We start from the raw sequence: 16,183 nt of genomic DNA on the forward strand, positions 1-16,183 counted from the left end.
GAAGATATGATTGATGAATTAGATTTGGCGGAGTTGAGGTCAGCAGTGCTGACAGGTGTCACTATTGGTATAGGTTCGCAGGTTCTGATTTTCGAAAATGGAGTAACCGTGTTAATTCAGTGTCCTTTTAAAAGCATTAGTAACGACTGCGAGCGATGGGGGCACGGCGAGGAGGCTGCTACTAGCTTACTAGTTATTGATTTTTTGAACCACAAAGTTGAGAGTGCGTGCCTTGAGGCAGGGGGGATATTGGCGCTTGATTTTGGAAGTGCAGGGTCTTTTATGATTGTCCCAGATTTAAATGGTTTGGAGTCTTATGTTCTTACGACAAGGTTCGGTGTGTCTCCAGTGTTAGTAATTTGATGTGATTAAAGGGGACGGACCCCTTTATTGATCACCCTACGGCGGAGAAATTATTAAATGAACTTAAAACTTGTAAATCCACTGCCGGGTGCAGCGAGCAGAAGATCAGGGAGATAGTGGGAGACTATGAAAAAATTTCCGCGGATCGGTCACAAGCGATAGGCGAGTGTTCTACACGCGCATGTGTAGAGTCCATCAGATCCGCGACTATCAGTATGGATGACCCTGTCGCCCAGCAATTACTCGGTCAGTTCAAGAATTCGATATCATATGATATGTATGGGCTGCTCACTGGCAATCCCGCTCAGGTAGCAATCCCATCGCAGGGTATTGATCACTGGGGCAGCATTTTCATCTCTGATGACCAGCTTACCACCGCCAAATACCTGTCTGAAGGTTGGTTAACTGAGAGTGAACAAGCACAATTAGGCGAGTGGGATAAGAATACTGATTGGCTCAATCAACTAGCGGGTAAGCAACTCACTATAAAGGAGAAGGCAAGCGCTATCGTTGAGCTGACATCCATGGCAGCTATGGGTATGCTGGCAGGGCGTGGAAGTTCAGGTGCGAAGGGTGCTGCCCCTGAAAACTTGAGTCCGGCAGGGGCCGGCCGTTCGGGTGCGTTCAATGAAGCCAAGAGACAGTCTGGAATTCCTACCAGTCAGCAGCCGAGTAAGGTTACTTTGAACGTTGATAAGCGGGGAAACCTCCAGCCAGGTTTGATTTATGAATTTGAGGTGCCCACGTCGGGTGGTGGTATGAGGACAGTTCGTATTAGAGATGACTCTGGCGGACATAATTTCGGTGCCGGTGATCCTCAGAACAGAGGGTCACATTTTAACGATGAAACGGGTAATCATTTTGACTACTGATATCGATATTACGATCGCTAAGGATATTTCTAAAGAAAATGACGTGCTGCTACTGGCACCAGAGCCATCGATCGGTGATGTATCGCTTTCAGCAGTTAGTTTGCTGATGGAAGCGCCCGCACGTGAATCAATGCGCCGGGTCCTCGAATACATTTACTCAGCGATGACTAAATATCTTGACGGTTATGTGGCATGGCTGGTACTTGGCAATTCTGCGCTTCAACCTGACAACAGGGTTGTTAGATATCGAGGCTTGTGGGGAGGGTTAAAATCTCGTGGGCTGGAAATCTATGGTGCGGACAACTCTTACGAAAAACTGTTCGAGGAAGAGGGAGGGGTAAGGTTCTTTGGCGCACAACGTTTATCGAAGGCCTCACTTCAGTCCGTGAGTGAGTTGCTCTTCGAGGAAAGTCGTGCCTATGTGCTCCTTGTTCCTGAAAGTTTTGAAGTTCAGAAAAAATTAGTTCGGCCTTTTGGAGGGGATCTCAATGGAGATGTGTCGGTATTTTCTGAGGGTCTTCGAGTCGGTGGACTATTAAAAAGAGTTGGTTGTTTTGATGATAGGAAAAATGGTTTTCTGTTGGTCGCTGAAGCGAGTGTTGTAGCGTCGCTGATTACGATTTAGGGATAAAAGGGGGCGGACCCCTTTTGTTCCGATTCCTACGCCAATCTTGAAAACGGACAGCAGCGTCGTTTATCCGACAATCACTGTCACCGGCAGCATGAAGCGTGGCGACCAGTTGATCTGGCAGCGAACTGAATACATCTCAGCATTCAATGGCGGCAACACGTTCGGCTACGAGCCCAAACGTTATCGCACGGAGCCGGAGCTTTTACGCACCGCGCTGGATGGCATCTCGAAAATCGTCGATGAGGCCATCGTGAAAGACCTGAACCTTTAACAGCCTGGAGGAGTGACAGGTCTGAATAGCGGCGCTCCAGACAACTATGGACCGCTGCCACCCCAGCTCGCTTGTAGGCAATTTCCCAACACCAACGTTTAGCTTTCACGCAGTTCCTTCAGAACCGCCCGGCAGAGATTTCCTTCGCGGCGCTTCATCCTTTCGCTCCTTGTCCAGCGGCGTGCGGCGCTGGACAAAATTCCCAATAAGAAGAATGCGGAGTGGGTGATGAAGGGCAGGAATACGCTGTTGTGGCTGGGGCTCGCTGCGTTCGGAACCGAGGTGTTGGCCGAGTCGCAGACAACCCGCGAGGAGCAGTTTCAGTTGGGGGCGGTTGGGGTGAGCCTGGGTGTCGGTCTGCTGAATGGTCAGGCGCGGGAAAAGGTGTACGACGCTGATAACGGTCGCAAGCTCAGCCAGTTGAACTGGAGCATGAAGCAGGTACCGACGCTGCATCTGGGCCTGAAGTATCAGCCCATAGATTGGCTGTCCCTTGACCTGAACGGCTGGACACGGGTGGCCAAGGGTGACGGGCATCTGAAGGATTACGATTGGGATGACGAGAACGCCGGCTGGAGTGACTACTCCGATCACCCGGACACTCAGGTCAGCAAAGCCTGGCAGGCCGATTTCGCCGCCACCGCCTGGGCGCTCAAGCGTGATGCTCTCGCCCTCGGCGTGATGCTCGGTTATCAGCGCAGCCAGTTCGGCTGGCAGGCGAGAGGCGGGCGGTATACCTACTCTTCAGAGGATGGGTTTCGGGATGAGTCGGGTGAATTCCCGGCGGGGCAGAAAGGCATTTCCTATCAGCAGACCTACGACACGCCTTACCTGGGGCTGGTCGGTCTCTACCAGTTCCGCAACTGGACGCTGGAAGGCACGTTCAAATACAGCCAGTGGGTCCGGGCGCGAGATCACGACCGCCATCATGTCCGTGGCGTCACCTACGACGGCGATTATGGCAACAACGGCCGTATGCAAAGCCTCGCGGTTGCGCTCAGTTACCGCGTGAGTCCGCAGCTTTCGTTACGGGCGGGTGTGGATCATCAGGTATACGCCGAGGCGAAAGGCAGCACGCTGATCAAGGACACTCACAGCGGCGATCGCTTCCGTATCGCGGGTGACGCGGGGAGTCAGTCCGCCAGGACGACGATGTCCACCCTGGCGCTCACCTACGCCTTCTGAGCCATGCCCCACACCGTGCTGGCGCCGAGATCCCCGGCACGGTTTACGCCTGAATTGAAGGGCCACGGCTCAGCTACGCTACGCGCAGTGGGTGAGCTCAATCAGTCCCAGTGATAACGCGCCAATCAGGGCTCCGTGGCTTAACAAAAGATAACGTCATGTCGATTGTCATACGTTTCCAAAGCTGACTAGGATGGGGTCGCTTCGGTAAGCCAGCGTCGCGTGCAGGCTAGAGCGCCCGCGCGGTTCAAACGGCCGTCAGAAGAACCTAATAAAAATAAAGGAAGGGGTAGCTCCATGCGTGAGCCCGTCATTCGGCGCACTCGGTTTGCGGTCATCCGGGGCCATTTCAGCGCCCGGACGCTTTTCAAGAACCTGCCTCTCCATGCGGCTCTGTCGCTCCTTATCTCTCCGATCTTCTGCGGCGCAGCCCTGGCCGCTGATGGCACGCCCGCCAATGGCATGCCCGCTGACAGCACGCCCATTGAAGCCCATGCTAGCGCTGGCGATTCCGCCGTCTATGCCCTCGAATCCGCAAAAGCCTCCCGCAGTCTGCTGCTGGACGTGACCCATGCCGGCAAGCGCATGGTGGCGGTGGGGGATCGCGGCCACATTCTCTATTCCGACGACCAGGGCCAAACCTGGACCCAGGCCAAGGTGCCGACGCGCCAGATGCTCACGGCGGTGTATTTCGTCGATGACCAGCACGGCTGGGCCGTAGGGCACGATGCGCAGATCCTCGCCAGCAGCGATGCCGGCGCCACCTGGACCAAACAGTTCGAAGACCTCAAGCGCGAAGCGCCGCTGCTGGATGTCTGGTTCAAGGACCTGACCACCGGGATCGCCGTGGGTGCCTATGGCGCGGTGCTGGAAACCACCGACGGCGGCCAGCATTGGGAAGACATCGGCGACCGGCTGGACAACGAAGACCAGTTCCACCTCAACGGCATTGCGTACGTGAAGGACGCGGGCCTGTTAGTGGTCGGTGAACAGGGCAGCATGTTTCGGTCCCCGGACGATGGCCAGACCTGGGAGAAACTTGAAGGCCCTTACCAGGGCTCGTTGTTCGGCGCGGTAGGCACTGCTGAATCCAACACGCTCCTGGTTTACGGCCTGCGCGGCAATCTGTTTCGTTCGACCGATTTTGGTACCACGTGGGAGCCCGTCCCGCTGGAGGGTGAGCGCGGGCCGCTGGAGTTCAGCATCGCCAATGCCTCGCTGATGCCCGACCACTCCATCGTGCTGGTGGGCAACGGCGGCAGCGTCATGCGCAGTACGGACGATGGCCAAAGCTTCACGGTTGCCAATCGCCCGGACCGGCTTTCCTTGTCGGGCGTAGCAGAGGACGACAAAGGCAATCTGGTTCTGGTGGGACAGGGCGGCGTTCGCGTCACCTCGCCAACGGGCGCTGACGGCGCTCAACAATAAGAACAAGCAGGCGAGGATACGTCTCCATGAGCAACCTTCAACACCCCCACGACAAGCCGACGCGCCTGGAACAGCTGATTTTCAACAACCGCAAGACGGTGATCGGCATCTGTCTGCTGGTCAGCGTCTTCCTGTTCTGGCAAGCGACGCTGGTGCGCCCGTCCACCAGCTTCGAAAAAATGATCCCGCTGGGGCATCCGTTCGTTCAGAACATGATGGAACACCGCAACGACCTGGCGAACTTGGGCAACACCGTGCGCATCTCGGTGGAGGCCAAGCAGGGCGACATCTTCTCCAGGGACTACATGGAGACTCTGCGGCAGATCAACGACGAGGTCTTCTACATTTCCGGCGTCGACCGCTCCGGGCTCAAGTCGTTGTGGAGCCCCAGCGTCCGCTGGACCGAGGTGACGGAGGAGGGCTTTGCCGGCGGCGAGGTCATTCCGCAGAGCTACGACGGTTCGCAACAGAGCCTCGACAAGCTGCGCAATAACGTCCTCAAGTCCGGGCAGGTCGGGCGACTGGTCTCCAACAACTTCAAGTCGAGCATCGTCGATGTGCCGCTGCAGGAGTTCTACCCGGACCCCAACGACCAGAGCAAACTGCTGCCGCTGGATTACCGTCAGTTCTCCCACCAGCTCGAAGAGAAGATTCGCGACAAGTACGAAGCACAGAACCCCAACGTCGAGATTCACATCGTCGGTTTCGCCAAGAAGGTCGGCGACCTGATCGACGGGCTGATCATGGTGGTGATGTTCTTCGGCATCGCCTTCCTGATCACCCTGGTCCTGCTGATGTGGTTCACCCGCTGCGCCCGCAGCACCATCGCGGTGTTGAGCACCACGTTGATCGCGGTGATCTGGCAGCTGGGCCTGATGCATGTAGTGGGTTTCGGGCTTGATCCCTACTCGATGCTGGTGCCCTTTCTGATCTTCGCCATCGGTATTTCCCACGGCGTGCAGAAGATCAACGGCATCGCCCTGCAATCCAGCGATGCCGACAGTGCGCTTACCGCAGCACGCCGCACCTTTCGTCAATTGTTCCTGCCGGGGATGATCGCCATTCTTGCCGACGCTGTCGGCTTCATCACGTTGCTGATCATCGACATCGGCGTGATCCGCGAGCTGGCCATTGGCGCGTCCATTGGCGTGGCGGTGATCGTGTTCACCAACCTGATCCTTCTCCCGGTGGCGATTTCCTACGTTGGCATCAGCAAAAAAGCCGTGGTGCGCAGTAAAGAGGATGCCGTGCGTGAGCACCCGTTCTGGCGTCTGCTGTCGAACTTCGCCGCGCCAAAAGTCGCCCGCGTGTCAGTGACATTGGCCCTTGTCGCGCTGGTCGGCGGTCTATGGTACGGCCATAACCTGAAGATCGGCGACCTCGATCAGGGCGCGCCGGAACTGCGGCCAGACTCGCGCTACAACCAGGACAACAGCTTCATCATCAACAATTACTCGACCAGCTCCGACGTGCTGGTGGTGATGGTCAAGACGCCGCCCGAGGGGTGTTCGGCGTATCAGACGCTGTCGGCCATGAACGAGCTGTCGTGGAAGATGGAAAACACGCCGGGGGTGCAATCGGCGATTTCGCTGGTGACCGTGTCCAAACAGGTTATCAAGGGGATGAACGAGGGCAATTTGAAATGGGAGTCGTTGTCGCGCAACAAGGACGTGCTCAACAGCTCAATTTCCCGCGCTGACGGTTTGTACAACAACACCTGTTCCCTGGCGCCGTTGCTGATTTTCCTCAATGACCACAAGGCCGAAACTCTGGACCGGGCCGTGCATGCGGTGCAGGAGTTTGCTCAGCAGAACAACAAGGATGGCCTGGAGTTTCTGCTCGCGGCGGGTAACGCCGGGATCGAGGCGGCCACCAACGAGGTCATCAAGCAGGCCGAGCTGACCATTCTGATTCTGGTGTACGTGTGCGTGGCGGTGATGTGCATGATCACCTTCCGTTCATGGGCGGCGACGCTGTGCATCGTCCTGCCGCTGGTGCTGACGTCGGTGCTGGGTAACGCGCTGATGGCGTTCATGGGGATTGGCGTGAAAGTCGCGACCCTGCCGGTGGTGGCGCTCGGGGTGGGGATCGGGGTCGATTACGGGATTTACATCTACAGCCGACTGGAGAGTTTCCTGCGGGCGGGGCTGCCGTTGCAGGAAGCGTATTACCAGACCCTTAAATCCACGGGCAAAGCGGTGTTGTTCACCGGCCTGTGTCTGGCGATCGGGGTGTGCACCTGGATCTTCTCGGCCATCAAGTTCCAGGCCGACATGGGCCTGATGCTGACCTTCATGCTGCTGTGGAACATGTTCGGCGCCCTGTGGCTGTTGCCAGCGCTGGCGCGGTTCCTGATCAAACCGGAGAAGATGGCGGGCAAGGTCGGGAACTCGTTGTTTTCCCATTGACCACACCCGGTGCCCTGGTAGGAACGGCTTCTGCCGGGAAGAGGCCGGTATTGCACACGCAAAACTTGTGGATCGGGGACAGATTAATTTACGGTGAAGCGTTGTAAATAAATCAGTCCCCTTTCAGTGTTTGTAAATAAATCAGTCCCCTTTCAGTGTGCGGTGCCCTGGTAGGACCGGCTTCAGCCGGGAAGAGGCCGGTGTTGTCACCGCAAAATTTACGGTGTGGCGACCGACGCGTTCCCGGCTAAAGCCAGTCCTACCAGAAGCACGCTGTCCCACATCCGCGTTCACTCAGTTATAAACAAAAAAACCACGCCCGGTCTTGCGGCCCAGATACCCCGCCGCCACCATTTCCTTGAGCAGCGGCGCAGGGCGGTATTTGCTGTCGTTGAAGCCTTCGAGGAACGCCTCAATAATCGCCAGCAAGGTATCCAGCCCGATCAGGTCAGCCAGCGCCAGCGGGCCGATGGGCTGGTTGCAACCCAGGCGCATGCCGTCGTCGATGTCCTGGGCGGTGGCCAGACCTTCCTGCAGCACCAGAATCGCCTCGTTGATCATCGGCACCAGAATCCGGTTCACCACAAACCCAGGCCGGTTGCCGGCAGTGATGGCGGTCTTGTTCAACCGCTCGGCCAGCTTGATCGCCGCGATGTGGGTGGTGTCCGCCGTCTGCAAACCGCGAATGACCTCGATCAGGTTCATCATCGGCACCGGGTTGAAGAAGTGCAGGCCGATGAACCGCTCCGGGTGCTCGACGCTGGCCGCCAGTTGCGTGATCGACAGCGACGACGTATTCGACGCAATCACGCACTCGCGGTCGACATGGCTGGCGATCTGCTTGAGCAGGCGCAGCTTCAGCTCCAGATTCTCGGTGGCCGCTTCGATCACCAGCTGCGCGCCATTCAACTGGCCGTAGTCCGTGGTGACGCTGATGCGTCGCAGGGCCGCTTCGGCGACATCGGCCGCCACCGTCTGTTTGGTCACCTGCCGTTCAAGATTCTTGCGCACGGTCGCCATGCCGCGCTCCAGTGCGGTGTCGGAAATGTCCAGCAGGGTCACGTCGAAACCCGCCACCGCGCAGACCTGCGCGATGCCGTTGCCCATGGTGCCGGCGCCGATCACGGCGATGTGTTGCATGCTCATCGACAAGCCTCCTTACACACGTTCGAAGATGACGGCGATGCCCTGACCGCCGCCGATGCACATGGTCACCAGGGCGTAGCGGCCCTGAATCCGGTGCAGCTCGTGGATCGCCTTGGTGGCGATGATGGCGCCCGTGGCGCCCACCGGGTGGCCGAGGGAAATGCCCGATCCGTTCGGGTTGACCTTGGCCGGATCAAAGCCTAGCTCACGGGCAACGGCGCAGGCCTGGGCGGCGAAGGCTTCGTTGGATTCGATCACGTCCAGATCCGCCACCGTCAGGCCGGCACGTTCCAGCACTTTGCGGCTGGCGGGAATTGGCCCCAGGCCCATCATCGACGGATCAACCCCTGCATGGGCATAGGCCACCAGACGCGCCATCGGCTTGAGACCGTGCTCGCGGACCATGTCGCCACTGGCCATGACCAGCGCCGCTGCGCCATCGTTCAGGCCGGAGGCGTTGCCCGCCGTGACGGTGCCGTCCTTCTTGAACGCGGTTTTCATCTTCTCCAGCTGCTCGGCCGTCACGTCGCCACGCACGTGCTCGTCCTGGGCGAAGGTCACGGTGCCTTTGCGCGTGGCGATTTCGATCGGCACGATCTGGCTTTCGAAACGGCCCTCGGCGATGGCGTGGGCGGCGCGCTGCTGGCTGGTCAGCGCCAGAGCGTCCTGGTCGGCGCGTGTGATGCCGTAATGCTCGGCGATGTTCTCGGCGGTGATGCCCATGTGAATATTGGCGAACGGATCGTGCAACGCACCGAGCATGTAGTCGTACGCCTGCACGTTACCCATGCGCGCGCCCCAACGGGCCTGGGGCATGATGTAGGCGCCCCGGCTCATGGATTCGGCGCCACCGGCCAGCACGGCCTGGGCGTCGCCGAGCATCAGCGATTGCGCCGCCGACACGATGGCCTGCAGGCCCGAACCGCACAGGCGGTTGACGTTCATGGCAGGGGTTTCTTGGGTCAGGCCCGCTTCCAGGGCGATGACGCGGGAAAGATAGGCGTCGCGGACTTCAGTCGGGATCACGTGGCCCATGACCACATGGCCGATGTGTTCCGGTGCGATCCCCGATTTGGCCAGCGCAGCGCGGCTGACCTGGGTGCCCAGTTCGATGGGTGAGACCTCCTTGAGGGAACCGCCGAATCCACCGATGGCGGTACGCAGTGCGCTGACGACGAAAACTTCGGGTGTGCTCATGGGGACTCCTGACAGGTATTGGACTTATGGGGGCGGCACCGCGAAACGGCGTTTCGGCCGGTGCTGACTGCGGGCAAGTCTAGATCGGCGTTCGGGACGGGCCTATGCCGAAACTGTCCAGATGGGCTGGCGTTCTTTACCATCAGCGCCTGATCCGTGGTGCACCACTCAAAAAGGGAAAGGCGGTCATGCGGGAAAAGGATTCAGTGTCGATCTACTTCGTCCAGTTGATCGTCCACGGGCTACGCGACCAGCCGCTGCGCTTGCAGTCCGTGTTGCAAGCAGCAGACATCGACATGGCAATGCTCGACGACCCCACGGCGCGGGTGTCGGCCAGTTCGTTCGCGGCGTTGTGGCTGATTCAGATCAAGGAACTGGGCGACGAGTTTTTCGGCCTCGATTCCCACGGCATGCCCCTGGGCAGCTTCGCCCTGATTTGCCGGGGGCTGATTCAGGAACCCACTCTGGAGAAGGCCCTGCGCCAGTGCCTGAGCAATTTCGGCCTGTTCCTGCGCGACTTTCGCGGCAGCCTCATCGTTCGCGGCGCCCGGGCTGTGCTCGCGGTGGACACCACGACAGAAGACCCGGTCCGCCAGCGCTTCGGTGAAGAGACATTTCTGCTGCTGATGATCAGCCTGTTGTGCTGGCTCGGCGGGCGCCGCATCAGCATCGACCGCGCGCAGTTTCGCCAGCGCCGTGAGCGCCTCAGCGACGACTCACTGCTGTGGGGGTTCAACCTGAGCTTTGGCGAGCCGCGCACCGAGATCGAATTTTCCAGCCACTATCTGCGTCTGCCGGTGGTGCAGTCGTTGCCGTCGCTCAAATCATTTTTGCGCACCGCGCCGCAGTGGCTGGTCATTCGCTATCGCAACCAGCGCGGGCTCGCGGCGCAGGTCTATCAGCGCCTGCGCAACAGCCATTACGGGTACTGGCCGACGCTGCTGGAAATGGCCGATGAGCTGAAACTCAGCGCCACCACCTTCCGCCGTCGACTGGAGCGTGAGGGCTGTGCGTTTCAAGGGATCAAGGACGACGTCCGCCGCGGCATCGCCCAGCAGAAGCTGCGCGACACCGAACTGAGCGTCGTGGAGATCGCATCCTTGGTGGGTTTTCAGGAGCCCAGTGCGTTTCACCGGGCGTTCAAGAAATGGACGGGGGAGAGTCCGGGCGGCTACCGCAAAAAGCACACCGCCAATCACCCATGACTGAGGACTGATGAGGCGCCTTTGGTCTCAGGGCAACCACGCCTCGCGCCAGGCCTGAACAGCCTCTTCGTCGAACATCCAGTCGCGAAGCACTTGTTTGCGTAAGTCGTCGCCCAGCAGCGCCGCGCTGGCCAGATCCATCGTGTGGGCGCGAACCAGGTTCACCCAGGCCTCCAGCGTGTTGGGCACCCGCGTCACCGGCAAATCCCCCGCGTAGGCGCGAACGTCGCTGCAGATCACCGGCACACCGCAGGCGCCGAGTTGCAGCAGGGTGATGTTGTTCTTGCAGGCGCCAAACAGGTTATCCACGGCGGGAAGCAGGGCCAGGTCGAGGTTCAGTCCGGCGACGGCTGTGGCGTAATGCTCGGCGGGCGGCCGGTCATGGGATTCATGGGCATGGCCGCGCAGCACGCCCTGGTCATCGCCCAGCACGATCCACTCCACCTCTTCTGCCAGCGCCTCGACCACGGCAAGGATCATATGCAGATCCTGTGGCTGCCAGCGATCACTGACCAGACCGACCCTCGGCTTGCCACCCACTCCACGGCTCGAGACGAGGTTGCCCCAGATCTGCGGCGACAGGCGCGAAGGCAGCAATCGAACGTCCGCGTGAAACTCCCCGGCGATATCAGCGAGCACTTGGGTCGAAGCGATTACGCGATGGGCCTGATGGAGGCTCTTCTGCAGCAGGTCAACGCACTCGGCATCGAAGGCGAACGGGTCTTCGCCCGGCGTCCGGGAGCCCAGTTGCAGGTCATTGATGTCGAGCACGACGAAGGCATCCGGCAGCAGCTGGGCGCGGGCGATGGTTTGCAGGTGGTCGGCGTCCAGCCGGGCCTGAAACACCACGACATTCGGCTTGAGCCGTCCTTCCTGAGGAATCGACAGCGGCTGGCTGCTGAGCATGCCGTCCACCCATCCGGTGGCGTGCAGCGTCTCGAACGGCGCGATCACCCGTTCGTGGGGCGAGGCCCAAAGGCCTTCAGGGTAGGCCAGCACCACCGGGTCACGGCGCCAGGCCATTGGCCGCCAGACCAGCGGCATGTTGAGTTCGAGCTCGACCGATTGCAGGTCGAACGACAGATTGGTGTTGAAGGCGGGGTCGTTCGCCAGGGTCGGTAGCCATTTGCGGTACATCGCCAGTTGCTCGCCGACAAAGCGCTTGCGCTTGGCCTGCTGCGTGGCGGTGTCGACGTGGGTCTGGCTGACGCTGCCTTCGTGGATCAGCACCGAATGGGGCGTCCAGACGTTCAGGTAGCCGCGGGCGCCGACTTTCATGCACAGATCGACGTCGTTGTAGGACACGACGAAGGCTTCTTCATCCAGCCCGCCGACCTCCTCGTAAATCGAGCGGCGGACCATCAGGCACGCCGCCGTCACCGCGCTCAAATCCTGATCCACCTGCACGCGCTGCATGTAGCCCTGAATGTGCGAGGGCTCACCGATGTGTTGATGACCGGCCGGGCCGTCCATGCCCAGGCGCACGCCGGCATGCTGCATCCGCCCGTTGGGAAACAGCAGCTTGGCGCCGACCACGCCGACTTCAGGGCGCAGCGCATGATTGAGCAATTCGTCCAGCCAACGGCTGTGGACAATGGCCGTGTCGTTGTTCAGCAGCACCAGGTACTCGCCCCTGGCCTGGGCCGCGGCGACGTTATTGATGCGCGAATAGTTGAACGGGTGCGGGTAACGCAGCACGCGCACCTGCGCCGAGCCCAGGGCGTCGATGCGCGCCAGCCATTCGAGGGCTTCGGGGGTTTCGCTGTTGTTGTCGACGATCAGCAGTTCGTAATTCAGGTAGCGGGTGATGTGCAGCAGGGTTTCGACGCAACGCTGCAAAAACGGCAGCTGATCCTTGGTCGGGACGATGATCGACACCAACGGTTGATCGGTGTGGCCGTACTGCACGTGGTAGCGGCGGGGCAGGGTGTGTTCGATGGTCGCCTGGGGGTAGCCGCGCACCTGCAGATGGCGCTGCAGCGTCGCGATTTCGTCGGGATTGTCCACCGCTTCCGGCAGGTCACAGACCAGCAGGGGTTCGCTGATGTGGATGATCTGCCCGGCGCCTTCACGCTCGTATAAACGCAGAATCAGGTCGAACTCCGCGGCATCGGCGAAGCCTTCATCGAACCCGCCTAGCTCCAGCAGCGTCTCCCGTCGGAACAGCCAATGACCCGCCGTCAGCAGCGGGTAGCTCAGCAGGTAGTCGAGGTTGAAGTCCGGGCGCATGGCCGAACTCAGACCACCCCGAGGCCGCCGGTGCATTTCGTCGGCGAAGGCAGCACGGGCGTCAGGGGACTCGAGCAGCTTGAGCGCGCTGGCAGTCAGGCCGAACGGTGTGAATTGGGTGCCCGCATCGATCACGATGAGCCAGTCGAAACGCTGGGTTTCAATCACTTGGTTGAGCAGTGCGGCGGTGTTCAGGTTGCCGATGGCCACCGTGTTCAATCGAACTCCGAGGGCGAGGGTCGGGAGCACGGTCGCGTCCGTCAACACCACCACGTTCATCGCGGCGTGCAGGGCGCCGTGGGAAGCGAGGCTGTCGAGGCTGCGCTGAACCTTCTCCGGGGCGTCGCCAAAATCCTTGATCACCACCAACAGCGAAGGCGCGCCGACGTCGGCCAGGTGCCGGTCGATCTGCGTTTGCTGTTCGGGCGTCGGGACGCGATGACCGAGCCAGGCCTCGACCTGTTGCGGGTTGAGCCGTTGCGGCAACGGCGCAGACAACTGCGCGAGCAGATTTAAATCGGTAAAGCTTTGGGTTGCCGACAGCGGGCGAGCGCCGACCCAGCCGTTGTCCAGCGAGGTGCTGGCCCACCCGGCTTCACGGATCAGCCGGTGAAACGCGGGCAGATGATCGCTGTCCGTGCCAACAATTTCGATGCCCTGCTGGGTCAACTGCTGCGGCGCGATGCGCGTGCCCGTCAGCGTGGCGGGCAGCATGATCAATTCGGCGTCGTGCAATAAGGTGGCGTACAGCGCCAGATTGCCCAGCGGACCCACGGACTCGCCGTTGAGGGCGAACAGGTCGGCGCCCAACGCCAGCAGGTCGTCGCGGCGACACAGCACGCTGCTCAACTCACCGATGAAATGGCAGGTGAACTCCCCCAGCAGCCCGACGATGTCAGGCCCGTTGAATACCGTGGGCTCGCTGACGCGAAAACGGGTCGCCAGATTCTCTTGCAGCGGCGCGCCCTCGGCGTTCAACCATTGGCGGTGCGCCGCCACCAGTGAGGCCTGAGGATTGACCTCCAGCGCCGCGACCATCTGCTGAATGCAGTCCGGCGCCAGCACGGCGTCACCGGCCATGAACTTGATGTACCGCCCGCAAGCGTCGGCAACGGCGCGGTTGAAACAGGCGTCAGCGCCCAGTGGAGATTCGTTGCGCAGGTAGCGAATCGGCCACTGGCACGACGCCCGGTACAGATCCGTCACGGTTTCTGCCAGACCGTCGGTGGCGTCGTCGCAGATCACGATTTCAATGGCATCGTGGGTCTGCCCGATCACGCTTCTCAGCGCGGTTTCAAAAAACTCGGTGCGGCAGACGGCGATGACGACGCTAACCAGTCGTTGAGAATCCATGGGGGTATCCGGTAGTTAAAAAACGTGCCTCGAACATCGGCGCATTGACAGGAGAACGGGGGGCGCAAGCGACCCGTCATGAAAATGACGCCTCGGGCATGAACATCCGGTGAAGCAATATCCCGGCCAACGGATGGGCATCAGGTTTCGCCGTAAAACTCGAAGTTACTGGCCAATTAGTGGCCCTGTGGGGGTGGCCAGTTGTGCTCGCGTGATAGGTCTTGAGGCCTGATGGAAAGCGTGCTTGAGTAGATTAATGATCGTCGGATTCATGCCGATACTCGAAAGACAGGCGTCTTTGCTTAACGCCGGTTATCTTCCAATCACTGCCCCAGGCAGACAGCGGGACTTATCATGGCGACACCTTCGAAATTCGATAACGACACCTTCCAGCTGGCCCGTGATCACCTGCAGCACTTCGTCAAGAAGACCGCCGAGTCGCTCCACGAACAGACCGGACGTTTATTGGAAGTCGGCCCCCAGGAACGTTCGCTGGTCAGGGAAAGCTTCACCCAGTTTGCCGTTGATACCTTCGACATCGTTGACACTTATGGCCCGACCCTTGTTGGCGATATAACCCGCAAGAACGAATTCATTGCCGACAGCGCCTATGACTGCGTCGTCTGTATGGAAGTCATCGAGCACACGCTGAACCCGTTCGACACCATCAAGGAAATTCGCCGCATCCTCAAACACGAGGGTTATTTGCTGATTTCCGCACCGCTGAACTGGCGCATCCATGGCCCGAGCCCGGACTGCTGGCGCATCACCGAACATGGCTGGAATGCGTTGCTGCGCGATTTCGATATCGTCGAGATCGATATCCTTGAATCCCCGGACCGTGAACTGTTCCCGATTCGGTATAACGTCCTTGCCCGTTGCAACAAGTTCAAGGAAACCAAAGACAGCGAACTGACGTTCCGCTTCATATGAACAGCGCCGTGCACAACAGCGTGAAATCCCTCGACGCGCTGATTCCCCGGCTCTCGTCCGAGGCATTCGACGTTGACGTGTTTCGCAAGACGGGCGTTTTTGTGGTGCGTAATGCCGTGCCCCGGGACGTGGTTGATGCATGGCAGAACGAGTGGAAACGTTTTTACAGGGAGGTGCTGGAAAAGGGGCGGGACGTCAATCGCGCCAACCCGGTGTCGCTCAACGAACAATTGCCTGAAGGCCTCGCGCACATGTACCGCGAGCCGGTTTTTGCCTCGACGCTCAAACCGCTCATGGGCGAGCACATCGCGTTGTATAACCATCGCTTTGTCATCAAAGACGCGCTGAGTGCCAACAAAGTGTTCCTGCACCAGGACAGTTGTTATCACGCTGGCAATAGCAACAAGTGCAGCGTTTTTGTGGCAATCAGTGCGGTGAACAAAGACAACGGCGGCATGACTTTTCATGTGGGCTCCCATGCCTTGGGCTCGCTCGGCGATGCCGGTGAAATCAATCCAGCGAGTTTCGATGTGCAGTGGCCGACCGTCACCCCCGAACTGGCGCCGGGCGATTTCGTGATCATGGACAGTCGCCTGTGGCATGAGTCGGGACCGAACATTTCAGGGGTTGATCGCATCTTGGCCGACATGATTATTCAGCCGGCCGACGACCCTACCGGGCAAGAACTCATCTGCGGCGAATGGCAGACCGATGTCTTTTTTTCGCCGAAGGACATCACCCGCCACTTCGTTAACTCGCGCATTCTGAAAATCGTTAACTACGAGAAAGAACTGGCGCAGTTGAAGGCCGACGCCGTACACAGGGCGAGCGGTACCACCGAATGACTCAATGCGGCGTACGGTTCGCGCGTTGCCGTGATCAGTCGTTATTGACCCCGAACATTGTTAAAGCTGACGAGGCTTATCGGCCTCTGCGCACCGCGCATTGCTCAGCGCCAGACC

The 16,183-nt window shown here is 59.7% G+C and carries 13 protein-coding genes; 10 read left to right on the forward strand and 3 right to left on the reverse strand.

The window, feature by feature from the left end:
* Positions 1-6: 6 nt before the first annotated feature.
* The 7 genes from SLW74_RS09880 (at position 7) to SLW74_RS09910 (ending at position 7,158) form a co-directional block, all read left to right on the forward strand.
* A complete protein-coding gene (locus SLW74_RS09880; RefSeq protein ID WP_410928748.1) occupies positions 7-363 on the forward strand; it encodes a hypothetical protein in 357 nt (118 codons plus the stop codon).
* Positions 364-578: 215 nt separating this feature from the next.
* A complete protein-coding gene (locus tag SLW74_RS09885; protein ID WP_410928749.1) occupies positions 579-1,235 on the forward strand; it encodes an HNH/endonuclease VII fold putative polymorphic toxin in 657 nt (218 codons plus the stop codon).
* Entirely contained in the window at positions 1,225-1,860 is a 636-nt protein-coding gene (locus SLW74_RS09890) for a hypothetical protein (RefSeq protein WP_410928750.1), read from the forward strand. The genes SLW74_RS09885 and SLW74_RS09890 overlap by 11 nt, the downstream gene beginning before the upstream one ends.
* Before the next feature lie 46 nt (positions 1,861-1,906).
* Positions 1,907-2,137, forward strand: coding sequence for a hypothetical protein (locus SLW74_RS09895; RefSeq protein WP_410928751.1), 231 nt, complete (start codon positions 1,907-1,909; stop codon positions 2,135-2,137).
* A 228-nt stretch (positions 2,138-2,365) separates the two neighbouring features.
* Positions 2,366-3,322, forward strand: coding sequence for an omptin family outer membrane protease (locus SLW74_RS09900; protein ID WP_410928752.1), 957 nt, complete (start codon positions 2,366-2,368; stop codon positions 3,320-3,322).
* Between the two features lie 297 nt (positions 3,323-3,619).
* Complete coding sequence (locus SLW74_RS09905) at positions 3,620-4,750, forward strand: WD40/YVTN/BNR-like repeat-containing protein (protein ID WP_410928753.1); 1,131 nt, start codon at positions 3,620-3,622, stop codon at positions 4,748-4,750.
* A 26-nt stretch (positions 4,751-4,776) separates the two neighbouring features.
* Positions 4,777-7,158 carry an efflux RND transporter permease subunit gene (locus SLW74_RS09910; RefSeq protein ID WP_065987240.1) on the forward strand — a complete coding sequence of 794 codons (2,382 nt, stop codon included), beginning with the start codon at positions 4,777-4,779 and terminating at the stop codon, positions 7,156-7,158.
* A 294-nt stretch (positions 7,159-7,452) separates the two neighbouring features.
* Here SLW74_RS09910 and SLW74_RS09915 read toward each other — a convergent pair whose 3' ends face one another.
* Complete coding sequence (locus SLW74_RS09915) at positions 7,453-8,304, reverse strand: 3-hydroxybutyryl-CoA dehydrogenase (protein ID WP_369318581.1); 852 nt, start codon at positions 8,302-8,304, stop codon at positions 7,453-7,455.
* A 12-nt stretch (positions 8,305-8,316) separates the two neighbouring features.
* Positions 8,317-9,501 carry an acetyl-CoA C-acyltransferase family protein gene (locus tag SLW74_RS09920; protein WP_410928754.1) on the reverse strand — a complete coding sequence of 395 codons (1,185 nt, stop codon included), beginning with the start codon at positions 9,499-9,501 and terminating at the stop codon, positions 8,317-8,319.
* Between the two features lie 188 nt (positions 9,502-9,689).
* Between SLW74_RS09920 and SLW74_RS09925 the strand changes: the two genes are divergently transcribed.
* Complete coding sequence (locus tag SLW74_RS09925; RefSeq protein WP_410928755.1) at positions 9,690-10,706, forward strand: AraC family transcriptional regulator; 1,017 nt, start codon at positions 9,690-9,692, stop codon at positions 10,704-10,706.
* A gap of 27 nt (positions 10,707-10,733) precedes the next feature.
* Here SLW74_RS09925 and SLW74_RS09930 read toward each other — a convergent pair whose 3' ends face one another.
* Positions 10,734-14,288, reverse strand: coding sequence for a glycosyltransferase family 2 protein (locus SLW74_RS09930; protein ID WP_410928756.1), 3,555 nt, complete (start codon positions 14,286-14,288; stop codon positions 10,734-10,736).
* A gap of 354 nt (positions 14,289-14,642) precedes the next feature.
* Here SLW74_RS09930 and SLW74_RS09935 point away from each other — a divergent pair, with 354 nt between their 5' ends.
* Both SLW74_RS09935 and SLW74_RS09940 read left to right on the forward strand, forming a co-directional pair.
* On the forward strand, positions 14,643-15,221 hold the full coding sequence (locus SLW74_RS09935) for a class I SAM-dependent methyltransferase (RefSeq protein ID WP_065987244.1): 579 nt from the start codon (positions 14,643-14,645) through the stop codon (positions 15,219-15,221).
* A complete protein-coding gene (locus tag SLW74_RS09940; protein WP_410928757.1) occupies positions 15,218-16,066 on the forward strand; it encodes a phytanoyl-CoA dioxygenase family protein in 849 nt (282 codons plus the stop codon). Before SLW74_RS09935 ends, SLW74_RS09940 begins: the two co-directional genes overlap by 4 nt.
* The last annotated feature ends 117 nt before the right edge of the window (positions 16,067-16,183 follow it).

This window comes from Pseudomonas sp. W5-36 (assembly GCF_046540455.1).
GTDB lineage: Bacteria > Pseudomonadota > Gammaproteobacteria > Pseudomonadales > Pseudomonadaceae > Aquipseudomonas > Aquipseudomonas graminis_B.